This window comes from Kosakonia sp. H7A, from assembly GCF_003028445.1.
In the GTDB taxonomy this organism is placed as follows: Bacteria; Pseudomonadota; Gammaproteobacteria; order Enterobacterales; family Enterobacteriaceae; genus Kosakonia; species Kosakonia radicincitans.
Map to the genome: position 1 here is coordinate 874,067 of NZ_PYTZ01000001.1, position 22,977 is coordinate 897,043.

Sequence of the window (22,977 nt, forward strand, 5' to 3'; positions counted from 1 at the left end):
CGGGGCTCTGGCTTGATTTTCTTTCGTGTGTTTTCAGGTTTGCGGCGTGAATTGTTGGTTTTTTATCGCATTACATCGCACCAGCAAAAATGTGCGAGGCTGCTTCAGGAAAAGAAAAGCAGAAAATGAAAAAGCACCCTTTCAGGTGCCTTCTCGCATGTAATTCTTTGCTATTCGCTAAGAATTACTCATAAATATTGGCGCGGTCACGTAATTCTTTACCCGGCTTAAAGTGCGGAACGTATTTTCCTTCCAGATCCACTTTATCGCCTGTTTTGGGGTTACGCCCGGTGCGAGGTGCACGATAGTGCAGGGAAAAACTGCCGAAACCGCGGATCTCAATGCGCTCACCCTGGGCAAGAGTAGAGGCCATATGCTCCAGCATCTCTTTTACAGCATCTTCCACGGCTTTAGCCGGGATATGCGATTGCTGGCTTGCAAGTCTTTCTATCAATTCTGACTTGGTCATGATTCCTCCGGTTTCCTTCAACGCAATATTCGCTTAATAGCTTTAACAAGGGCGGCCGTAGCCGCCCTTTGTCATTGATTACAGGACGAATCCTGTGATCTGTCAAGTAACTCATCGTCGTTCGCACGGCAACTGTGTGACTTTCGTCCTGTTACCGTGCAAATAACTCCGGGTTCTTGATCTTACTCGCCTTTAGCTGCTTTGAAAGCTTCAGCCATAGCGTTAGAGAAGTTGCCTTCTTCCTGTTTGTTGTTAACAGAAGCGATAGCATCTTTCTCGTCAGCTTCGTCTTTCGCACGTACAGACAGGCTAACTACACGGTTCTTACGGTCAACGCCGGTGAATTTAGCTTCAACGTCATCACCAACATTCAGAACCAGAGTTGCATCTTCTACACGATCGCGAGAAGCTTCAGAAGCGCGCAGGTAACCTTCAACGCCGTCAGCCAGTTCTACGGTTGCGCCTTTAGCATCAACTGCAGTGACTTTACCGTTTACGATTGCGCCTTTCTTGTTCAGTGCAACGTAGTTGTTGAACGGATCTTCTGCGAGCTGTTTAACGCCCAGAGAGATACGCTCACGCTCTGCGTCAACCTGCAGAACAACAGCTGCGATTTCGTCGCCTTTTTTGTATTCACGAACTGCTTCTTCGCCTGCAACGTTCCAGGAGATGTCAGACAGGTGAACCAGGCCGTCGATGCCACCGTCCAGGCCGATGAAGATACCGAAGTCAGTGATAGACTTGATTTTACCTTCAACGCGATCGCCCTTGTTGTGGGTTTCAGCAAACTGCTGCCACGGGTTGGATTTGCACTGTTTCAGGCCCAGGGAGATACGACGACGTTCTTCGTCGATATCCAGAACCATAACTTCCACTACGTCGCCAACGTTAACAACTTTGGACGGGTGGATGTTTTTGTTGGTCCAATCCATTTCGGAAACGTGAACCAGGCCTTCAACACCTTCTTCGATTTCAACGAAGCAGCCGTAGTCGGTCAGGTTGGTCACGCGGCCAGTCAGCTTGGTGCCTTCCGGGTAACGTTTAGCGATAGCTACCCACGGATCTTCGCCCAGCTGTTTCAGGCCCAGGGACACACGAGTACGTTCGCGGTCGAATTTCAGCACTTTAACAGTGATTTCGTCGCCAACGTTTACGATTTCGCTCGGATGCTTAACGCGTTTCCATGCCATATCGGTGATGTGCAGCAGGCCGTCAACGCCGCCCAGATCAACGAATGCACCGTAGTCAGTAAGGTTCTTAACGATACCTTTAACTTCCATGCCTTCCTGCAGGTTTTCCAGCAGCTGATCGCGTTCTGCGCTGTTTTCGGATTCGATAACTGCACGACGGGAAACAACAACGTTATTACGCTTCTGGTCAAGCTTGATTACTTTGAATTCAAGCTCTTTGCCTTCCAGGTGCAGAGTGTCACGGACCGGACGAACGTCTACCAGAGAACCTGGCAGGAACGCACGAATACCGTTCAGCTCAACAGTGAAGCCGCCCTTGACTTTGCCGTTGATAACACCGGTAACAGTTTCAGCGTCTTCGTAAGCTTTTTCCAGCGTGATCCAGGCTTCGTGACGTTTAGCTTTCTCACGGGACAGCAGGGTTTCACCGAAGCCGTCTTCTACTGCATCCAGAGCAACGTCAACTTCGTCACCAACCTGGATTTCCAGTTCGCCCTGGGCGTTTTTGAACTGCTCAGCCGGAATGGCGGACTCAGATTTCAGACCGGCGTCAACCAGTACTACGTCTTTGTCAATAGCAACAACAACACCACGAACGATAGAACCCGGGCGGGTTTCGATTTCTTTCAGGGACTCTTCAAAGAGTTGAGCAAAAGATTCAGTCATATTGATAATCTTCAGGATTCTTCAATTTAACGTCCACCTGGCTTCATGCCGGATGGGGTTGTTTCACATGCCTGCTCACATTCCATTGCAGCAGGTACTACGAATTCGGTCGCTTACGCGAGAGCCAATTTTTGGCGTGCATATTGTAGCGCTTTCTCAATCACTTGCTCAATGCTTAAACTGGTTGAATCCAGAACTAAAGCATCAGCAGCGGGAACCAGCGGCGCTACAGGACGATTACGATCGCGATCGTCACGTTCCTTGATCTCGGCCAAAAGGCGTTCAAAGTTAACACTAAAGCCTTTCTCCTGCAACTGGAGCATGCGACGATTCGCACGTTCTTCCGAAGAAGCGTCAAGGAAAATTTTCACCGGCGCGTCGGGGAAAACGACCGTCCCCATATCACGGCCATCGGCGATAAGACCCGGGGCTTCACGAAACGCGCGCTGGCGGCGTAATAATGCTTCGCGCACGCGCGGAAACGCAGCCACTTGCGATGCTGCATTCGCTACTTCCTGGGTGCGAATTTCACTGCTGACATCCTCACCTTCGAGGATTACTTCCAGATTTCCGTCGGTTGAGACAAATCGCACATCCAGATGCGCCGCCAGCGGAACCAGCACTTCTTCCGAGGAGACATCGACGTGGTGATGCAGTGCAGCGAGCGCCAGCACACGATAAATTGCGCCTGAATCCAACAGATGCCATTGCAACGCTTCCGCCATTGCCTTGCAAAGCGTGCCTTTTCCCGCACCGCTTGGCCCATCAATGGTGATTACCGGGGCAATTGCCGTCATCTTTTTCTCCTTACTCAAGGCATATCGTTACGTAAACGCCGCGCATTATACGCGGCAATGCACACAATCGTTACTACTGCGTGCGAATAACAGAAGGGTCTGAAGCTGAGTGTAGAATAAATGTGCGGCTGGCCGGGCTGATTTACACCAGCCCGGAGCAAAGATGATTACGCGAGCGTACTGATGCGAGCTAACTGCTCAAAATAGTCGGGGAAGGTTTTCGCCGTGCATTTCGGGTCCAGAATGGTAACCGGCGTATCCGACAGCGCCACCAGCGAGAAGCACATCGCCATACGGTGATCGTTATACGTACCAATTTCCGCAAACTGCAATTTTTCCGGCGGAGTAATGCGGATAAAATCCTCACCCTCTTCCACCGTCGCCCCCACTTTGCGCAACTCTGTCGCCATCGCAAACAGACGATCTGTTTCCTTCACTCGCCAGTTATAGATATTACGCAGCGTAGTGGTGCCTTTGGCAAACAGCGCAGCCGTCGCGATAGTCATTGCAGCGTCCGGGATATGATTCATGTCCATATCGATAGCGTTCAACTCGCCGCGCGTACAGGCAATGTAGTCATCACCCCAGACCACCGTTGCGCCCATTTTTTCCAGTACGTCGGCAAAGCGGATATCGCCCTGCACGCTGTTGCGTCCAATCCCGGTCACTTTTACCGTGCCGCCTTTGATCGCCCCTGCAGCCAGGAAATAAGAAGCCGAGGAGGCATCGCCCTCCACCAGATACTGGCCCGGAGACTGATATTGCTGACCACCGCGAACCACAAAACGCTGATAGTGCTGGTTTTCCACCAACACACCAAAGGTTTCCATCAGATGCAACGTGATGTCGATGTAAGGTTTAGAGACCAGATCGCCTTTGATAGTGATAACCGTATCCTGCGGCGCCAGCGGCGCAGCCATCAGCAGCGCGGTCAGGAACTGGCTGGAAACGCTACCGTCCACGCTCACCTCACCGCCGGTAAAACCGCCACGAAGGCGCAGAGGAGGATAATTTTCCTGCTCGAGATAATCGATTTGCGCTCCCCCCTGACGCAGCGCGTCAACCAGGTGTCCAATCGGGCGCTCTTTCATGCGCGGTTCACCTGTCAGCACCAGATCGTTTGCCCCAAGACAAAGCGCCGCAGCCAGAGGGCGCATTGCCGTTCCGGCATTGCCAAGAAACAGCTCCAGTTTTTCCGCAGAGTGCAGCGGACCACCCACGCCGGTCACTTCACAACGGGTGCGGTCGGCAGACAAGGTATAATGAACTCCCAGCGCGCTGAGGGCATTCAACATGTGGCGCACGTCGTCACTGTCCAGCAAATTGGTCAGAACGGTAGTGCCACGGGCAAATGCGGCAAGCAACAAAGCGCGGTTTGAGACACTTTTCGAACCAGGCAGATTGATGGTGCCATCTACCCGCGCGATGGGTTGTAACGTCAGGGATTCCATGAAACTTTACTCTCTACAGACAAAATAAAACCCCGCAGTCCAACTGCGGGGAATGCAGACTACAGCAATTAACCGTGGCGACGTTCGAAGTCAACCATAAAGTCGGTCAGCGCCTGTACGCCAGCCAGCGGCATCGCGTTATAAATTGAGGCACGCATACCGCCAACGACGCGGTGGCCTTTCAGGGCGTGCAGACCCGCAGCGAACGACTCTTCAAGGAAAAGTTTGTCCAGCGCGCTGTCCGCCAACTGGAACGGAATGTTCATGCGTGAACGGTTAGACTTCGCCACATCATTGCGATAAAAGTCGCTGCGGTCGATTACGCCATACAACAGCTCGCTTTTTTGCTGGTTGACTTTCTCCATTGCGGCGACACCGCCCTGTTTTTTCAGCCATTTAAACACCAGCCCTGAGAGATACCAGGCAAAAGTCGGCGGCGTGTTGAACATAGAGTCATTTTCATTCAGCACGCTGTAGTCGAGGATAGACGGACAGGCCGCATGAGCTTTGCCCAGCAGATCTTCACGTACTATCACCAGCGTTAAACCTGCCGGACCGATATTTTTCTGTGCGCCCGCATAAATCACACCAAAACGGCTGACATCAATTTCGCGCGACAGGATGGTTGAAGAGAAATCAGCCGTTACCACTACATCACTGGCGAATGCGGGTGTTTCATCGATCGCGATGCCGTCAATCGTTTCATTCGGGCAGTAGTGGAGATAAGCCGCGTTATTGCTGAGTTGCCATTCGCTCATCGGCTTAACAGCACGCAGGCCATCAACAGTGATTTTCGCGTCAATAACGTGTGGAACGCAGTATTTTTTCGCTTCTTTGACTGCACTTGCCGCCCAGTAACCGGCATCAACATAATCAGCGGTTGTTTTATCACCCAGTAAATTGAGCGGAATGCCAGCAAACTGACCACGACCACCGCCGTGACAGAACAGAACCTTATAGTTGGAGGGGATGTTCAGCAGATCGCGAAAGTCCTTCTCCGCCTCTTCAGCCACATGGATAAACTCTTTACTACGATGGCTAATTTCCATCACCGAAGTGCCAAGACCTTGCCAGTCGCACAATTCCTGTTGCGCCTGTTTGAGCACATCCGCCGGTAATACTGCCGGGCCAGAACTAAAATTGAAGACCTGAGTCATTTCCCCTCACCACGCTAAAAAGCAATAAGTTATTCCTGTGACATCGGTTTTATCATTGCGCGTCACGCGCCGCAATGGGTAATAGCCGCGCAGGGGGAAATGTGCGCTCAGTCACATAGCAGAATGTTTTGCTCAGTCGAGCCGGGCCCGATAAAAAACCTGTTATGTCACCCGAATGGCCCTGCTGGCCTTCGACCATTCCGGATTTGCACAGCGCGGGCAGGATCGCTTTTCGCCCGCCTGTAAGGCGACAATTTTACTGCAACGTACGCAAACGTAATCGCCCGATTCAGGCACCGAGGTAAATCGTTCACTGCATCCTTCCGGCAGAATACAGAGCCCTGGTTTAACCTCGTTGTCGGGGAAGTAATAGATGCTGATTTGCCCGTTGGTTTCCATGATCGCCAGCCGAATCTGCCCGAGATGTTCTATACCGTTGACGCGCAATTCCATGAAAAACTCAAATTCAGTCATGTTCTCTTCATGCAATTTTTCCCATGCCAGCTCACCGTTCTCAACAATAACAACCGGTTTGCCTTCCAGCAGATCTTCCAGCTTTTCGCTGTGCGACATCAACCACATCACCAGACGATAAAGCACCGCCAGCGTAATAAAAACCACCAGTACGGGCAGCATTGGAACGTCGTCATAAAAGGCCACATCTCCCGCTGCCGAGCCCAGCGTCAGGATAATGAGGACTTCGAATAGCGACATTTGCCGTACGCCACGTCGGCCGGTGATCTTGAGGAATAAAAAGACTAAAACGAAGGTATAAAGGCTGCGCAGTGCCACTTCCCACAAAAAATCAAAGGGAACTTTATCCAGTGCCATGCGATGAAGGTCGAACGCTTTCATTTTTCCATCCGTGAACAGTCGGGTACTCTCCCTAAGCATAGACTGCTGCTTTATTTTCGCCGGGCAGACGCGGAAGATGGCGCCAGTCACGCAAAACCCGTATCATTGCGCGCTTTACGTACGAAAAAAGTGACCGCCATGACTCAAACATTTATTCCCGGCAAAGACGCCGCACTGGAAGACTCCATCGCCCGCTTCCAGCAAAAGCTCACCGACCTCGGTTTTCACATTGAAGAGGCCTCATGGCTAAATCCGGTGCCGAACGTCTGGTCTGTGCATATTCGCGATAAAGAGTGTGCGTTGTGCTTCACCAACGGTAAAGGCGCAACGAAAAAGGCTGCGCTTGCCTCTGCGCTGGGCGAGTACTTCGAGCGTCTTTCTACCAACTACTTCTTCGCTGACTTCTGGCTGGGTGATGCCATTGCGCAAGGCCCGTTCGTTCACTACCCGAACGAAAAGTGGTTCCCGCTGCCGGAAGATGACTCGCTACCCGAGGGGATCCTCGATACTCGTCTGCGCGCGTTCTACGATCCACAGAACGAGCTGACCGCCGGGATGCTGGTCGATCTGCAATCCGGTAATGATGAACGCGGTATCTGCGCCCTGCCGTTTACCCGTCAGTCTGATGAGCAGACGGTCTATATTCCGATGAATATCGTCGGCAACCTGTATGTTTCCAATGGCATGTCTGCCGGTAACACCCGCAATGAAGCCCGCGTACAGGGTCTGTCTGAAGTGTTCGAACGCCATATCAAAAACCGTATCATCGCAGAGAGCATCAGCCTGCCGGAAATCCCACAGGAAGTGCTGACCCGCTATCCTGGTGTGGTGGAAGCCATTGCTAAACTGGAAGCCGAAGGGTTCCCGATTTTTGCCTATGATGGCTCGCTGGGCGGAAAATATCCGGTGATCTGCGTCGTGCTGTTTAATCCGGCGAATGGCACCTGCTTCGCCTCCTTTGGAGCACACCCGGATTTTGGCGTTGCGCTGGAACGTACAGTCACCGAGCTGTTGCAGGGGCGCGGTCTGAAAGATCTCGATGTCTTTATCCCGCCGACCTTTGATGACGAAGAAGTGGCTGAACACGCTAACCTCGAAACTCACTTTATCGATTCCAGCGGTTTGATCTCCTGGGATCTGTTTAAGCAAGATGCGGATTATCCGTTCGTTGACTGGAGCTTCGCAGGGACCACCGAAGAAGAGTTCGCCACGCTGATGGCTATCTTCAATGCGGAAGATAAAGAGGTCTATATCGCCGATTACGAGCACCTTGGCGTGTACGCCTGCCGTATTCTGGTGCCGGGCATGTCCGATATTTATCCGGCAGAAGATCTGTGGCTGGCGAATAACACCATGGGCAGCCATCTGCGCGAAACTATCCTGTCACTACCAGGCAGCGAGTGGGAGAAAGAGGAGTACCTCAACCTTATCGCCCAACTGGACGATGAAGGTCACGATGATTTTACCCGCGTTCGTGAGTTGCTGGGTCTGGCGACCGGTAAAGACAATGGCTGGTACACCCTGCGCGTTGGCGAGTTAAAAGCGATGCTGGCGCTGGCTGGCGGCGATCTGGATCAGGCGCTGGCCTGGACCGAATGGACCATGGAATTCAACGCGTCCATCTTCAGCGCGGAGCGCGCCAACTACTACCGCTGCCTGCAAACGCTACTGCTGCTGGCGCAGGAAGAGGATCGCGAGCCGCTGCAATATCTGAATGCATTCGTACGCATGTACGGCGCGCAGGCAGTTGAAGCAGCCAGCGCCGCGTTGAGCGGTGAAGCGCCGTTCTATGACCTGCAACCGGCAGACGGTACCCTGCAGGCGTTCCCGGCACATCAGTCTCTGTTAGCGGCTTACGAAAAGTTGCAACGCGCCAAAACGGCATTCTGGGCGAAATAACGACAAGTAGCACGACAATATGTAGGCTTCATAGCAGGTCTACGCTATATTACGGGGCAATTTTATTGCCCCTTTTTATTTATATTTTTTCAATGTCAGTCAGTTGTAATAATTAAGTTAAATATGGGTAAATAGTATTATTACTTGCGAACTAATATTGTTACTTCTAATGGCAACTACCCCATTTTAATTAACGATTTTTCGGAGGCTTCATAAAAATACTCAACTCATTTTATAACTTTTAAACTTTATTTTTATTTATATAATCAACAAGTTACTCCGCATTCGTAGAAAAACCACGCTCTTTGCGGTCCTATAAGCCAGGCGAGATATGATCCATATCAAATTCTCTTCTATAATGCTTTGTTAGTATCTCGTCGCCGACTTAATAAAGAGAGAGTTAGTGTGAAAGCTGACAACCCTTTTGATCTTATCCTTCCAGCCGAAATGGCCAAAGTTGCCGAAGAAGCTGGCGTCTATAAAGCGACTAAACATCCGCTGAAGACTTTCTACCTGGCTATCACCGCAGGTGTGTTCATCTCTATTGCTTTTGTTTTCTATATCACCGCCACCACCGGCACAGCGGCAATGCCCTACGGTATTGCTAAACTGATTGGGGGTATCTGTTTCTCCCTGGGGTTGATCCTCTGCATTATCTGCGGTGCGGATCTTTTTACCTCGACTGTGCTGATTGTCGTGGCGAAAGCCAGTGGGCGTATCACTTGGGGGCAACTGGCCCGTAACTGGATTAACGTCTACTTCGGTAACCTGGTAGGTGCGCTGCTGTTTGTCCTGCTAATGTGGTTGTCTGGCGAATATATGGTCGCCAATGGTGGCTGGGGCTTAAACGTCCTGCAGACCGCAGACCATAAAGTGCATCACACTTTCATCGAAGCTGTTGCACTGGGTATTCTGGCCAACCTGATGGTTTGTATGGCCGTGTGGATGAGTTATTCCGGTCGCAGCCTGATGGATAAAGCGATGATTATGGTGCTGCCGGTAGCGATGTTTGTCGCCAGCGGTTTTGAGCACAGTATCGCAAACATGTTTATGATTCCGATGGGTATCGTAATCCGTAACTTTGCTAGCCCGGAGTTCTGGACCGCAGTTGGTTCCAGCCCGGAAAGTTTTTCTCATCTGACTATTACGAATTTCATCATCGATAACCTTATTCCGGTAACAATCGGGAATATCATAGGTGGTGGGTTATTAGTCGGGTTGACATACTGGGTCATTTACCTGCGTGGCAACGATCATCATTAATGGTTGTTTCAGGCAGTAAATAAAAAATCCACTTAAGAAGGTAGGTGTTACATGTCCGAGCTTAATGAAAAATTAGCCACAGCCTGGGAAGGTTTTGCGAAAGGTGACTGGCAGAAAGAAGTCAACGTACGTGACTTTATCCAGAAAAACTACACCCCATATGAAGGCGACGAGTCCTTCCTGGCTGGCGCTACTGACGCGACCACCGCCCTGTGGGACAAAGTCATGGAAGGGGTTAAACTGGAAAACCGCACTCATGCGCCAGTTGATTTTGACACCTCTGTTGCTTCCACCATTACTTCTCACGACGCTGGCTACATCAACAAAGCGCTTGAGAAAATCGTTGGTCTGCAAACTGAAGCTCCGCTGAAACGCGCTATCATCCCGTTTGGCGGCATCAAAATGGTTGAAGGTTCCTGCAAAGCGTACAATCGCGAACTGGACCCGATGCTGAAAAAAATCTTCACCGAATACCGTAAAACCCATAACCAGGGTGTATTCGATGTTTACACCAAAGACATTCTGAACTGCCGTAAATCCGGTGTTCTGACTGGTCTGCCGGATGCTTACGGCCGTGGTCGTATCATCGGTGACTACCGTCGCGTTGCGCTGTACGGTATCGACTTCCTGATGAAAGACAAATACGCTCAGTTCCTGTCTCTGCAATCCGATCTGGAAAACGGCGTAAATCTGGAAGCGACTATCCGTCTGCGTGAAGAAATCGCTGAACAGCACCGCGCGCTGGGTCAGATCAAAGAGATGGCGGCTAAATACGGCTGCGATATCTCCGGTCCGGCAACTAACGCTCAGGAAGCAATCCAGTGGACCTACTTCGGTTACCTGGCTGCGGTTAAATCTCAGAACGGCGCTGCAATGTCCTTCGGTCGCGTATCCACCTTCCTGGATGCTTACATCGAACGTGACCTGAAAGCAGGCAAAATCACTGAAAAAGACGCTCAGGAAATGATTGACCACCTGGTCATGAAACTGCGTATGGTTCGCTTCCTGCGTACTCCTGAGTATGATGAACTGTTCTCCGGTGACCCGATTTGGGCAACTGAATCTATCGGTGGTATGGGCGTTGATGGCCGTACTCTGGTTACCAAAAACAGCTTCCGTTTCCTGAACACCCTGTACACCATGGGCCCGTCTCCGGAACCGAACATCACCGTTCTGTGGTCTGAAAAACTGCCGCTGAACTTCAAAAAATTCGCTGCGAAAGTCTCCATCGACACCTCTTCTCTGCAGTACGAGAACGATGACCTGATGCGTCCTGACTTCAACAACGACGACTATGCGATTGCTTGCTGCGTAAGCCCGATGGTTGTGGGTAAACAAATGCAGTTCTTCGGTGCTCGCGCTAACCTCGCGAAAACCATGCTGTACGCAATCAACGGCGGCGTTGATGAAAAACTGAAAATGCAGGTTGGTCCGAAATCTGAGCCTATCAAAGGCGACTTGTTGAAATTCGACGAAGTCATGGAACGCATGGATCACTTCATGGACTGGCTGGCTAAACAGTATGTCACCGCACTGAACGTTATCCACTACATGCACGACAAGTACAGCTACGAAGCCTCTCTGATGGCGCTGCACGATCGTGACGTAATTCGCACCATGGCATGCGGTATCGCCGGTCTGTCCGTTGCTGCTGACTCCCTGTCTGCTATCAAATATGCGAAAGTTAAACCGATTCGTGACGAAGACGGTCTGGCAATCGACTTCGAAATCGAAGGCGAATACCCGCAGTTTGGTAACAACGATGCTCGCGTCGATGATCTGGCAGTTGACCTGGTAGAACGTTTCATGAAGAAAATTCAGAAACTGACTACTTACCGCAACGCTATCCCGACTCAGTCTGTTCTGACCATCACCTCTAACGTTGTGTATGGTAAGAAAACCGGTAACACCCCGGATGGCCGTCGCGCTGGCGCTCCGTTCGGACCAGGTGCTAACCCGATGCACGGTCGTGACCAGAAAGGTGCTGTTGCCTCTCTGACTTCCGTTGCTAAACTGCCGTTCGCTTACGCTAAAGATGGTATTTCTTACACCTTCTCTATCGTTCCGAATGCGCTGGGTAAAGACGACGAAGTGCGTAAAACCAACCTCGCGGGTCTGATGGACGGTTACTTCCATCACGAAGCGTCCATCGAAGGTGGTCAGCACCTGAACGTGAACGTGATGAACCGTGAAATGCTGCTCGACGCGATGGAAAACCCGGAAAAATATCCGCAGCTGACCATCCGTGTTTCAGGTTACGCAGTACGCTTCAACTCCCTGACTAAAGAACAGCAGCAGGACGTTATTACTCGTACCTTCACTCAAACCATGTAATGGTGCTACCCAAGAGTTTTCGGGCTGCATTGAGGCCGGTAAGAGAGCGAATCCCGATGAGCTTACTGAAGTCAAGTGAGTTGGGTGAGTGAAAACAGCCAGCAAAGATACAGCTTGAAAGACGAAGGGTATTGACTGAAATCGCAAAGTAAAAAGCGTACAATAAAGGCTCCACGTAAGTGGGGCCTTTTTAATACTCAAGTCCGCTTTGTCAGACGTCTATACTTGCTGGATATCTGACAAAACAGACTTAGCGCAAAAGGAAATAAATTGCGCAGACACAGGCCCGGATGGGCCGCATCTGGAGAAAACACCGCAATGTCAGTTATTGGTCGCATCCACTCTTTCGAATCCTGTGGCACGGTCGACGGCCCGGGCATCCGCTTCATTACTTTCTTCCAGGGCTGCCTGATGCGCTGCCTCTATTGTCATAACCGCGATACCTGGGATACACACGGTGGTAAAGAGATCACGGTTGAAGATCTGATGAGCGACGTGGTGACTTATCGTCACTTTATGAACGCATCCGGCGGTGGCGTAACCGCGTCCGGCGGTGAGGCTATCCTGCAAGCGGAGTTTGTCCGCGACTGGTTCCGCGCTTGTAAAAAAGAAGGGATTCATACCTGCCTCGATACCAACGGCTTTGTGCGCCGCTACGATCCGGTGATTGATGAACTTCTGGAAGTTACCGACCTGGTCATGCTCGATTTGAAACAGATGAACGATGAGATTCACCAGAATCTGGTCGGCGTTTCTAACCACCGTACGCTGGAGTTTGCCCAGTACCTTGCGAAGAAAAATATTAAGGTCTGGATCCGCTACGTGGTCGTTCCGGGCTGGTCAGACGATGACGACTCCGCGCACCGCCTCGGTGAATTTACCCGTGATATGGGCAACGTCGAGAAAATAGAACTGTTGCCTTACCATGAGCTGGGTAAACACAAATGGGTCGCCATGGGCGAAGAGTACAAGCTTGATGGCGTCCATCCACCGAAAAAAGAGACCATGGAACGTGTCAAAGGCATTCTGGAGCAGTACGGCCATAAAGTGATGTACTGAGCCGCAGTAAAAGCAAAAAAGCCACAACACCTCGTTGTGGCTTTTTTATGCCGGGTTGTTTCTCCGCCGATGCACTCAGGCGTGCGCAACCGGAGTAGGATGGTGCCCTGCTTTACGCATCAGCATCACCAGATAGATAAACGATACGCCCGCAATCATGATAAACAACAGACTGTCTGAATAGCTTTGCATCAGCATCGCCGTCAGCGTCGGGCCCAGAAGGCTGCCAATGGTGTAGCTCAACAGCAGAGCCTGATTCATGGCTACCAACTGATGGTGTTCCACTTTCTCACACGCCCACGCCATTGCCACCGGGTAAAGAGTAAAACCAGCCGTTCCCAACACAAACAGCGCCGGCGCCATCGCCGCATTACTCAGCATTCCCATACAGCCGATGATCACAACAAAGACCTGCACACGCAGTACAAGCAACCGGCCAAAACGATCGGCCAGACGGCCAACGGGCCACTGTCCGATAATGCCTGAGCTCACCATGAGCGCCATCCAGAAACCGATGCCGGAATCACTGATCCCCTGATGTGAAAGATAGAGCGGCATCAGACCATACAACGAGCCGAGAATAATCCCGGAGATAATGCAACCATTTACCCCCAGGCGCGCCTGGCGAAGGCGCAACATCGGCCATACTGAAGTCGCGGCTTGCTCCTCGCTCTGTTGATTAACAATACGGGTAAACAGCAGCGGCAGGATCGCCGCCAGCACCAGCCCTGTCATCAAAGGCAGTACGCTCATCAGATCCGTCGGCAATTTGCTGACAATCACCTGACCCAGCACGGTGCCTACATAATAAACCATCATGTAAGCTGCCAGCAGGCGGCCACGGTTACGGGAGGTGCCACTGCACATTAATGCGCTTTCCACCACCACCCAAATCATTGCGCAGCCCACACCGGCAATGAAACGCCAAATCATCCAGCTCCAGAAGCCCACCATCAGCCCCAGCCCAACGCAGCCAGCAGCGAAAATCAGCGAGGCAATGTAATAGCTGCGGTTAAAACCCAGGCGGCGGATAAGACGCCCGGTCAATAAAGTGCCGAGTAAATTACCGGTAAAATAAGACGAACCCACCATACCGACCTGCCAGGTGGGTAAGTTTTCGTGGGCAAGCCAGAGCGGCACGAGCGTATTCAGCGTCGCGATCGCCAGCGTCAACAGCATCAGGCCGCAGAGCAATAACAGCACCGGCCGGGTATAGGTGGACATGGATTCAAACCGTGAGGAAGTTCAGATTGCGTGCGCATCATGCCATTGGCAAAAGCAAAGTCAATCCACAGAATTAGCGGGCTGACATGAATTGCGCCTTGTCGATTTGAAAAACTTATCCCGCATCAATTCAAGATACTTCAGGTAATATTCATCTGATTGTTTTTATTGTACTAAGCCACAGAAGCAGTAAAGAGATCAGTAGAAAAATTTCATGGTAGAAAACCACATTTCACCCGGCCGGCCCGGGAGTAATTAGCAGGTCCGCATATATCATAGAAAAACTGGTTAATGGAGGATTACTCAGCAACGGGACATAAAAAAAGCGCCAACAGGCGCTTTTCAGGAACACTAAAGAAGTATTAACCGATGAACTCAAGACCGTTCATATACGGACGCAGTACCTCAGGAACTTCGATACGACCATCGGCTTGCTGGTAGTTTTCCAGCACGGCAACCAGCGTACGGCCAACAGCCAGACCAGAACCGTTCAGCGTATGCACCAGACGGGTTTTCTTATCGGACTTGCTGCGGCAGCGTGCCTGCATGCGACGCGCCTGGAAATCCCATACGTTAGAGCAGGAAGAGATTTCACGGTAAGTATTCTGCGCCGGAACCCATACTTCCAGATCATAGGTTTTGCATGCGCCAAAACCCATATCACCAGTACAGAGCAGAATTTTGCGGTACGGCAGACCGAGCAGTTGCAACACTTTCTCAGCATGACCAGTCATCTCTTCCAGCGCGTCCATTGACTCTTCCGGACGAACAATCTGCACCATTTCAACTTTGTCGAACTGGTGCATACGAATCAAACCACGGGTATCACGACCGTAAGACCCCGCTTCGGAACGGAAGCACGGTGTGTGAGCGGTCATTTTGATCGGCAGATCATCTTCGTCGATGATCTCATCACGTACCAGGTTGGTCAGCGGCACTTCAGCCGTCGGAATCAACGCATAGTTGCTGCTATCAGATTCTTCTTCCAGCGGACGCGTGTGGAACAGGTCGCCAGCAAATTTCGGCAACTGGCCGGTACCATACAGTGTGTCGTGGTTGACCAGATACGGTACGTAGTTTTCCGCGTAGCCATGCTGCTCGGTGTGCAGATCCAGCATGAACTGCGCCAGCGCGCGATGCATACGGGCGATTTGCCCTTTCATCACCACGAAACGGGAGCCGGTCAGTTTTACAGCAGCCGCAAAATCCAGCCCGCTGTGCATTTCACCCAACGTAACATGATCGCGGATTTCAAAATCAAATTGACGCGGTGTACCCCAGCGGCTGATTTCGACGTTATCGTTCTCATCGCGCCCTGTCGGGACACAATCGTCAGGCAGGTTCGGGATGGTCAGCGCAATTTCGCGGATCTCAGCCAGCAGGGTTTCCAGCTCGGCTTTCGCTGCGTCAAGTTCTTCACCCAGCTTGTTCACTTCCAGGCGTAATGGCTCGATGTCTTCCCCGCGTGCTTTCGCCTGGCCAATGGATTTCGATCGTGAGTTACGCTCTGCTTGCAGGTTCTCAGTATTAACCTGCAAAACTTTACGACGCTCTTCGAGCGCGCGTAATTTATCTACATCCAGCTTAAAGCCCCGGCGTGCCAGTTTTTCAGCGACTGCGTCTGGCTCGGTACGCAGCAGATTGGGATCGAGCATGCTTTTCCTGTGCTTGTTGTATTGTAAAAAAGAAGAAGTCGATCGCTGCCTGCGATCGATATAATGTACAGCGGTAACCTTACCGCAACGCCCGCACTAGCGATAGCGTTTTATAGGGCTTTTATGATCCTGTTCGGCTAGCCAGGCGAGCTTTTCGCCAATCTTGCCCTCAAGACCTCTGTTGGTGGGGTGATAATAGCGCGTTTGTGCTAATTCCTGCGGAAAATACTCCTCGCCAGCCGCGTAGGCATTGGGTTCGTCGTGCGCATAACGATACTCCTGGCCGTACCCCATCTCTTTCATCAATTTTGTTGGTGCATTACGCAGGTGCACAGGCACATCGAAATCCGGACGATCGCGTGCGTCTGCAAGTGCCGCTTTAAACGCCGTATACACCGCGTTACTCTTCGGCGCGCAGGCCAGGTAGACAATTGCCTGTGCGATTGCACGCTCCCCCTCCGCCGGGCCAACGCGTGTAAAACAATCCCAGGCGGAAATGGCCACCTGCATGGCGCGCGGATCGGCATTGCCGACATCTTCCGAAGCAATCGCCAGACAGCGACGCGCCACGTACAACGGATCGCCTCCGGCAGTGATAATGCGCGCATACCAGTAAAGTGCCGCATCCGGCGCACTGCCGCGTACCGATTTATGCAATGCGGAAATTAAATCGTAAAAACGGTCGCCTTTGTTATCAAAGCGCGCGCTGCGTTCGCCAGCAATCTCGGTCAACAAGGTCGGTTTCAATACGCGTTTGCCGGCATCATCCAGCTCTGCCATGTCGGCCATCATTTCCAGCGTGTTAAGCGCCCGTCGAGCATCGCCGCCAACAAGTTCAGCAATCGCCCGTCGGGTTTCATCCGGCAGAACGATATCCTGTCCGCCATAACCACGGGCTTTATCTTCCATCGCCTGCGTCAAAACCTGCTCAATATCTTCCGTCGTGAGAGACTTCAACAGATAAACACGCGCGCGAGAGAGCAACGCTGAGTTGAGTTCAAAAGAGGGGTTTTCGGTTGTTGCGCCGATAAAAGTGATAGTGCCGTCTTCAATATGCGGTAAAAATGCGTCCTGCTGGCTTTTATTAAAACGGTGGACTTCGTCAACAAACAGAATGGTACGCCGCCCGGCATTGCGATTCTGCCGCGCGCGCTCGATGGCTTCACGGATCTCTTTCACGCCAGAGGTCACCGCAGAAATGCGCTCAACATCCGCGTTCGCATAACGGGCAATCACTTCCGCCAGCGTCGTTTTCCCCGTACCCGGCGGTCCCCAGAGGATCATCGAGTGCAGATGCCCTGCCTCAATGGCGCGCGGCAAAGGTTTGCCCGCCGCCAGAAGGTGCTGCTGACCTATGTACTGCGCTAAATTTTCTGGCCGCATACGGGCGGCCAGAGGTTGAAACGCATTGTCGGAGAAATCGAGCGACATATTGCTCATCCGCGCCTCTTACTTACGCTGATCGTCAACCGTTACGCCCTGCGGCGGGGTAAAGGTGAATTTAGCGGGATCGACCGCGCCATTTTGCTGTGATTTCAGTTGATAGCTACTGCGCTGATCGTCCTGTTCAATTGCACTGAACTGATGAATGGTGCCATCGCGACCAACATTGATAGTGAATTGCTTCAGATTACCGTTGTTACCTTTCGGGGTCAGAACAAAGTCATCGCCCTTTTGCTCTATATTGTACTGCTGCCAGTCACTGGCCTGATTACGGGCAATCAGCATAAACGGTGTATTGCCGGTGGCATCTTTCAGCCAGGTCGCAGTAGCCTGTTCAACAAACGGGTTGTAGAACCACAGGGTTTTCCCGTCAGAAACCAGCACGCTTTCGTCCGGCTGAGTCATATGCCAGTTGAACAGATTCGGACGCTTAACCCACAAATCCCCTTGACCTTCCTGTACCGCAGCTCCGCTGCCATCCGTCACTTTTTGAGTGAAACTGGCATGGAAACTGCTGACTTTATCGAGACGGCTTTTCAGGTCGCTGGAAGCATCCGCCCATACGTTGCTGGCCAGCAAACTGCCCATTAACGCATACGCCACGGCGATTTTTTTCATCGTTATTCCTCAAATACGTCACTCCCGACGTGGGAGAATACTTCTGTCACTCTAAGCACCGAATACAAAGAGAGACAGAAGAAAAGACTGAATTTTTACTTATTTACCCAGCATTGCAATCACTCGAATGGCGGCGGCGCCAGTACCTCACGGTTACCATTGTGCCCCTGTTCGCTGACAATTCCCTGAGCTTCCATCTGCTCGATAATACGCGCCGCACGGTTATAGCCAATGCGGAACTGGCGCTGAACGCCGGAAATAGATGCCTTGCGTTTTTCGGTCACGAAGTTAACGGCCTGATCAAATAACGGATCCAGCTCTTCCGCACCGTCAAAACCTCCGCCTGCACCACCTTCACTTTCGCTGTCAGACGTAATGCCATCGACATATTGCGGGCGACCACGCGCTTTCCAGTCCTGCACCACAGCATGCACTTCCTGGTCACGGACGAACGCCCCGTGGACACGCACCGGCGCGGAGGTAGAGTTTGGACCGGAGTAAAGCATATCGCCCATCCCAAGCAGAGATTCCGCACCGCCCTGATCGAGGATGGTACGCGAATCAATCTTACTCGATACGGTAAAGGCGATACGCGTCGGGATGTTCGCTTTAATCAGACCGGTGATAACGTCAACCGACGGACGCTGGGTCGCCAGGACCAGGTGAATACCTGCGGCACGCGCTTTCTGCGCCAGGCGCGCAATCAGCTCTTCCACTTTCTTGCCGACGGTCATCATCAGGTCAGCAAATTCGTCCACCATCACCACGATATACGGCAGTTTTTCCAGCACCGGATGCTGAGCATCCATACTGTCGCCCGGTTTCCAGTACGGATCCGGGATCGGACGCCCCATACGGGCAGCTTCAGCAATTTTCTCGTTGTAGCCTGCCAGATTACGTACGCCGAGCGCCGACATTAACTTATAGCGACGCTCCATCTCGTTGACGCTCCAGCGCAACGCATTGGCAGCGTCTTTCATATCGGTAACCACTTCGGTCAGCAGATGCGGAATACCTTCATACACCGAAAGTTCGAGCATTTTCGGGTCGATCATAATAAAGCGCACCTCTTCCGGCGTCGCTTTATACAACATGCTGAGGATCATGGCGTTCACGCCCACCGACTTACCAGAGCCAGTTGTACCGGCAACCAGCAGGTGCGGCATTTTCGCCAGATCGGCAATCACCGGATCGCCAGCGATATCTTTACCCAGCACCACGGTCAGCGGCGACGGGCTTTCCCTGAATTTCACGCAGTCCAGCACTTCACGCAGATAGACGGTCTGACGTTTCTTGTTCGGTAATTCCAGGCCAACATAAGGCTTACCGGGAATCACTTCCACCACGCGCACGGCAACGGTGGAAAGCGAACGCGCCAGATCGCGGGACAGGTTGGAAATACGTGCGGCTTTCACCCCCGGTGCCAGATTCAGCTCAAAGCGGGTAATTACCGGCCCCGGCGAATAATTCACCACATCGGCTTTGATGCGGAAATCGGCCAGACGCGCTTCGACCAGTCGCGCCATTTGCTCAAGCGCAAAGGTATCAACCGGTTCGACTTCCGCTGGCGGCTGCGTCAGCAGATCCAGTGACGGTAACGGCGTCGTCGGTTTCTGCACCGGTCGGCTGTCGCCATTACGCATCAGCAGAGGATGGATCAGGCTCTCTTGCTGCTGTGGCGCAGCCTGATACTGTGGCGGCATAGTGGACTGCTGAACCGTCTGTTGAACCTGCGGCTGATAGTGCGGCTGTGCTGGCTGCTGGTGCGGCGACGTCGGTTGTTGATAATGCTGCGGCTGCTGTACTGGCGGCTCCGGCTCTGGCATCACGCCTGGCGTAAACAGCGGTTCGTGCGGACGATCATCAACCAGCGTTTTCATTGGTGAAAACGCAAAATCCTCAGGCATAAAGGCCGGAGCGCCTGCTGACTGCTCTCCCGAATAACGCTGTTGCTGAGAGGCTGCGAACTGGCGGGCCAGCTCAGCTTCTTCCGTTTCTTCCTCGCTCATTACCGGATGCTGCGGATGAAACTGTGGCGCATCGTGCTGGAATTGATTTCCATAGCGATCTTGCTGTGTTGCGGCAAACTGGCGTGCCAGTTCGTTCTGCTGCAGCATATCGGCTTCATCGTCATCATGCTGACGCACTTCTTCCTCGCGGGCGCGCTCTTCGGCTATGCGCTGGGAAGGCAATTTGATACCGTAAGACGCCAGCTCGCGGCGCGTCGGAACACGAACACGGTTCGGGCGGGGCAACTGCGGACCAATCCCCTCTTTAACCTGCGGACGCGGCGCGCCACCAGCAGCCAGGCTAAAGACAGGCGCTGCAGTTGCCGCTGCGGCGCTGACATGGCCCGTAGCTTGTTGTACACCAGCCGCGACAGGAGCAACGGATGGATCAACCGCGGCAACCGATGGCGCAGAGAAAACAGCAGGTTTTGCTGCGGGTTCATCAACAACAGGCTCCGGGATTGGCTGATACCAGGCGGCAAGTTGTTCACGCTCACGCGCACGCTTCTCTTCCACTTCTTCAAAGTAGTAAAGCGGCGGACGAGTCTGTTTTACTTCTTCAACGACCGGTTCAGGTTCAGGCGTGATTATCGGTTCCGGAGCCGGTGCGATTTGTGGTTCGCTTTGCCATGGCAACGTTTCCTGCAGCTGCTGAGCATAAACCTCTTCTTCCGGCGGCAGTGGCGCTACCGGTGCATCCGGCATCCATACAGCTTCTGCGGCAGGTTGCTGCCACTCGGGGAGTGCATGTTGAGGAGAATGATACGGGACCTCCTGAGCAGCTTCGACATACTGCTCTGGCTGATAAGGCGCTTGCGGTGGTACCTGAGTTGCTGGTGCCTGCGCATACGGCCATTCAACATCTTGCTGCATTGCGGGGACGTAAGGTTCAGCAGGTGCCGCATAGGCCTGCACAGTGGCGGTTGTCGCTGCTGCGGCTGCCACTACCGGTTCAGTGACGCTGTGTCCGTTCAGCAGTGGATCGTACTCCTGCTCAGCTTCCGTAGCGCGATGCCCGGAGAACAGGACGTCATCAGCATCTGCCGGCATACCGCGAGCGCTGTATGCGATCTCATCTTCTTCATCGTCCATCCGCTTACCGGAGAACAGCGCTTCGTCGGTTTTACGCCCCATCGGGTTGACAAATTTTTCAGCCACGCGCTTACGGCGTGCCAGCGCGCCACGAAGAATACGAGCACGGCGCGACTCTCGCGGTTTTTCCTCTTCGTACTCTTCATCGTCTTCGTACTCGTCATCATCAACCCAGGTGTCATCGCGGCGGGTACGATTACTGGCGAAGGTCAGAATATTAAGGATGACACTGCCGATTTTCTCGGCGATGGTGACCCACGACCAGCCGGTAAATAGGGTCAACCCGGCGGCCCAAATGCAGAGCAGCGCAAGCGTACCACCGCTGCTGCGCAACAGAGGTTGCAGCGTAGTACTTAGCAGACTGCCAATCACCCCGCCGGAGGCGAAATACCAGATATCATCGGCATTAATCGCGGCCAGACCGCAGGAGGTCAGGATCAATGCCAGCGCACCAATCATGCGCAGCGATACGGCAAAGTAATCGATGTAATCTTCACTGGCGCGGTGACGATAAGCAAACCAGCAGCCGCCAATGATGATCACCGGAATGGTGTAGGCCATAACGCCAAAAATAAAAAACAGCGTATCGGCAAGCCATGCGCCGGGCACACCACCCAGATTATGGATAGGTTCATGCCAGGCCGTTTGCGACCAGCTAGGATCAGACGGGTTAAAACTTAAGAGCGCTGCCATCAACCAGACGGCAGAAAGTGAAACGAGGATCAGCAACGCCTCCAGGAGTCGGCGCCCGCTGCTAAGCTTGGTCAGTGTGACTTCTTTGTCTTCGGTGTATTCCTGGCTCAAGACAGGCTCTCCAGGTCCTTGATGCTAAAACGGACAACAGCGCCGGGTCTCCCCGGCACTGTTGCTGTATGGATTAACAGGAGTGTAATCAAAAAACAGCGATTGTGCACCTGTTCCGTATTAGCGCGTCTTAATTACCAGACGATTGCTCTGTTTAACTTCTTCCATCACCACATATGTGCGGGTGTCGTTCACGCCCGGCAGACGCAGCAGGGTTTCCCCTAACAGTTTGCGGTAGGCCGACATATCCGGTACACGCGTCTTCAACAGGTAGTCGAAGTCGCCTGAAACCAGATGACACTCTTGAATTTCTTCAAGTTTTTGCACAGCGGCGTTGAATTGTTCAAACACATCGGGCGCGCCACGATTCAGAGTAATCTCAACAAATACCAGAAGTGATGCATCCAGATAATGCGGATTTAGCAGCGCGGTATAGCCCTGAATAAATCCTTGTCTTTCCAGCCTGCGCACACGCTCAAGGCACGGCGTCGGGGAAAGTCCCACTCGTTTAGAAAGCTCGACGTTGGAAATACGCCCATCTTTTTGCAGTTCGTTCAGAATATTACGATCAATGCGGTCGAGATCTTTGCCTGGGCGCTTCTTGCTATCTACCATTATTATTGTCTCTCTGTATTCCTTCCCTACTCCTGTCTTGACCCTGTGCACTTCACTGTTCAGAGTCTTTGCCCGTCGCGTTACGGCATTGCGGAGGCAATATTAAGAAGACCGTTGCCAAAGGCAGCTATCGATATCACGAATGGCGTCTGTCCACGCCATGCGTAGATTTCACTAGCCCGGTAAAAAATGGCATTTACGTGCGTAAGTTTGCATCACGCGCGAAACACTGCTTTTTTCTTCCTTTGATGTTTTCGCAAATGCGCAGGGGATTGTCAAAGCAAAACATCTTTTTTTAGTACAACATGCCAGATATTCATCAACACCACTCTCTAATCCTCACTTTATCACCTTATAACAGGCCGATTTTCAGTAGA

The 22,977-nt window shown here is 52.3% G+C and carries 16 protein-coding genes; 4 read left to right on the plus strand and 12 right to left on the minus strand.

Translation table 11 applies throughout. From position 1 onward, the window contains the following. Positions 1-184 precede the first annotated feature (184 nt). From ihfB to CWM66_RS04085, 6 genes are all read right to left on the minus strand, one after another. Positions 185-469, minus strand: a complete 285-nt coding sequence (gene ihfB, locus CWM66_RS04060) for an integration host factor subunit beta (protein WP_007374142.1) — start codon at positions 467-469, stop codon at positions 185-187. A gap of 182 nt (positions 470-651) precedes the next feature. Continuing rightward, the gene (gene rpsA, locus CWM66_RS04065) at positions 652-2,325 is read right to left on the minus strand and encodes a 30S ribosomal protein S1 (protein WP_017456188.1); all 1,674 of its coding nucleotides are present in this window, start codon (positions 2,323-2,325) and stop codon (positions 652-654) included. A 113-nt stretch (positions 2,326-2,438) separates the two neighbouring features. Beyond that, positions 2,439-3,122 carry a (d)CMP kinase gene (gene cmk / locus CWM66_RS04070; protein WP_007374140.1) on the minus strand — a complete coding sequence of 228 codons (684 nt, stop codon included), beginning with the start codon at positions 3,120-3,122 and terminating at the stop codon, positions 2,439-2,441. Positions 3,123-3,289: 167 nt separating this feature from the next. Then, positions 3,290-4,573: a 3-phosphoshikimate 1-carboxyvinyltransferase gene (gene aroA / locus CWM66_RS04075; RefSeq protein WP_071920561.1), complete on the minus strand. Its 1,284-nt coding sequence runs from the start codon at positions 4,571-4,573 to the stop codon at positions 3,290-3,292. Between the two features lie 68 nt (positions 4,574-4,641). Further along, the gene (gene serC / locus CWM66_RS04080) at positions 4,642-5,730 is read right to left on the minus strand and encodes a 3-phosphoserine/phosphohydroxythreonine transaminase (protein WP_035885859.1); all 1,089 of its coding nucleotides are present in this window, start codon (positions 5,728-5,730) and stop codon (positions 4,642-4,644) included. A 162-nt stretch (positions 5,731-5,892) separates the two neighbouring features. Further along, positions 5,893-6,585, minus strand: coding sequence for a DUF421 domain-containing protein (locus CWM66_RS04085; protein WP_071920560.1), 693 nt, complete (start codon positions 6,583-6,585; stop codon positions 5,893-5,895). A 138-nt stretch (positions 6,586-6,723) separates the two neighbouring features. Between CWM66_RS04085 and ycaO the strand changes: the two genes are divergently transcribed. The 4 genes from ycaO to pflA all read left to right on the plus strand — a co-directional run bounded on the left by ycaO (position 6,724) and on the right by pflA (position 13,140). Next, on the plus strand, positions 6,724-8,484 hold the full coding sequence (gene ycaO / locus CWM66_RS04090; protein WP_107146462.1) for a 30S ribosomal protein S12 methylthiotransferase accessory factor YcaO: 1,761 nt from the start codon (positions 6,724-6,726) through the stop codon (positions 8,482-8,484). Between the two features lie 405 nt (positions 8,485-8,889). After that, positions 8,890-9,747 carry a formate transporter FocA gene (gene focA, locus CWM66_RS04095; protein WP_035885860.1) on the plus strand — a complete coding sequence of 286 codons (858 nt, stop codon included), beginning with the start codon at positions 8,890-8,892 and terminating at the stop codon, positions 9,745-9,747. A 51-nt stretch (positions 9,748-9,798) separates the two neighbouring features. Further along, positions 9,799-12,081, plus strand: coding sequence for a formate C-acetyltransferase (pflB, locus tag CWM66_RS04100; RefSeq protein WP_007374134.1), 2,283 nt, complete (start codon positions 9,799-9,801; stop codon positions 12,079-12,081). A gap of 318 nt (positions 12,082-12,399) precedes the next feature. After that, positions 12,400-13,140, plus strand: a complete 741-nt coding sequence (pflA, locus tag CWM66_RS04110) for a pyruvate formate lyase 1-activating protein (protein WP_007374133.1) — start codon at positions 12,400-12,402, stop codon at positions 13,138-13,140. A gap of 75 nt (positions 13,141-13,215) precedes the next feature. Here the strand turns inward: pflA and CWM66_RS04115 are convergent, their stop codons facing one another. The 6 genes from CWM66_RS04115 to lrp form a co-directional block, all read right to left on the minus strand. Next, positions 13,216-14,364, minus strand: coding sequence for an MFS transporter (locus tag CWM66_RS04115; protein WP_007374132.1), 1,149 nt, complete (start codon positions 14,362-14,364; stop codon positions 13,216-13,218). 362 nt (positions 14,365-14,726) lie between these two features. Next, complete coding sequence (gene serS, locus CWM66_RS04120; RefSeq protein ID WP_007374131.1) at positions 14,727-16,019, minus strand: serine--tRNA ligase; 1,293 nt, start codon at positions 16,017-16,019, stop codon at positions 14,727-14,729. Between the two features lie 96 nt (positions 16,020-16,115). Then, complete coding sequence (gene rarA / locus CWM66_RS04125; RefSeq protein ID WP_007374130.1) at positions 16,116-17,459, minus strand: replication-associated recombination protein RarA; 1,344 nt, start codon at positions 17,457-17,459, stop codon at positions 16,116-16,118. A 9-nt stretch (positions 17,460-17,468) separates the two neighbouring features. Continuing rightward, positions 17,469-18,080: an outer membrane lipoprotein chaperone LolA gene (gene lolA / locus CWM66_RS04130; protein WP_007374129.1), complete on the minus strand. Its 612-nt coding sequence runs from the start codon at positions 18,078-18,080 to the stop codon at positions 17,469-17,471. 119 nt (positions 18,081-18,199) lie between these two features. Then, positions 18,200-21,985 (minus strand): DNA translocase FtsK, encoded by a 3,786-nt coding sequence (ftsK, locus tag CWM66_RS04135; protein ID WP_107146263.1) that lies wholly within the window; start codon positions 21,983-21,985, stop codon positions 18,200-18,202. 120 nt (positions 21,986-22,105) lie between these two features. Then, positions 22,106-22,600 (minus strand): leucine-responsive transcriptional regulator Lrp, encoded by a 495-nt coding sequence (lrp, locus tag CWM66_RS04140; RefSeq protein ID WP_000228469.1) that lies wholly within the window; start codon positions 22,598-22,600, stop codon positions 22,106-22,108. Between the last annotated feature and the right edge of the window lie 377 nt (positions 22,601-22,977).

Excerpts from the sequence above, each read along its gene's own strand:
- ihfB (WP_007374142.1), bottom strand. The coding sequence starts at position 469 with ATGACCAAGTCAGAATTGATAGAAAGACTTGCAAGCCAGCAATCGCAT.
- rpsA (WP_017456188.1), bottom strand. The coding sequence starts at position 2,325 with ATGACTGAATCTTTTGCTCAACTCTTTGAAGAGTCCCTGAAAGAAATC.
- cmk (WP_007374140.1), bottom strand. The coding sequence starts at position 3,122 with ATGACGGCAATTGCCCCGGTAATCACCATTGATGGGCCAAGCGGTGCG.
- aroA (WP_071920561.1), bottom strand. The coding sequence starts at position 4,573 with ATGGAATCCCTGACGTTACAACCCATCGCGCGGGTAGATGGCACCATC.
- serC (WP_035885859.1), bottom strand. The coding sequence starts at position 5,730 with ATGACTCAGGTCTTCAATTTTAGTTCTGGCCCGGCAGTATTACCGGCG.
- CWM66_RS04085 (WP_071920560.1), bottom strand. The coding sequence starts at position 6,585 with ATGAAAGCGTTCGACCTTCATCGCATGGCACTGGATAAAGTTCCCTTT.
- ycaO (WP_107146462.1), top strand. The coding sequence starts at position 6,724 with ATGACTCAAACATTTATTCCCGGCAAAGACGCCGCACTGGAAGACTCC.
- pflB (WP_007374134.1), top strand. The coding sequence starts at position 9,799 with ATGTCCGAGCTTAATGAAAAATTAGCCACAGCCTGGGAAGGTTTTGCG.
- pflA (WP_007374133.1), top strand. The coding sequence starts at position 12,400 with ATGTCAGTTATTGGTCGCATCCACTCTTTCGAATCCTGTGGCACGGTC.
- CWM66_RS04115 (WP_007374132.1), bottom strand. The coding sequence starts at position 14,364 with ATGTCCACCTATACCCGGCCGGTGCTGTTATTGCTCTGCGGCCTGATG.
- serS (WP_007374131.1), bottom strand. The coding sequence starts at position 16,019 with ATGCTCGATCCCAATCTGCTGCGTACCGAGCCAGACGCAGTCGCTGAA.
- rarA (WP_007374130.1), bottom strand. The coding sequence starts at position 17,459 with ATGAGCAATATGTCGCTCGATTTCTCCGACAATGCGTTTCAACCTCTG.
- lolA (WP_007374129.1), bottom strand. The coding sequence starts at position 18,080 with ATGAAAAAAATCGCCGTGGCGTATGCGTTAATGGGCAGTTTGCTGGCC.
- lrp (WP_000228469.1), bottom strand. The coding sequence starts at position 22,600 with ATGGTAGATAGCAAGAAGCGCCCAGGCAAAGATCTCGACCGCATTGAT.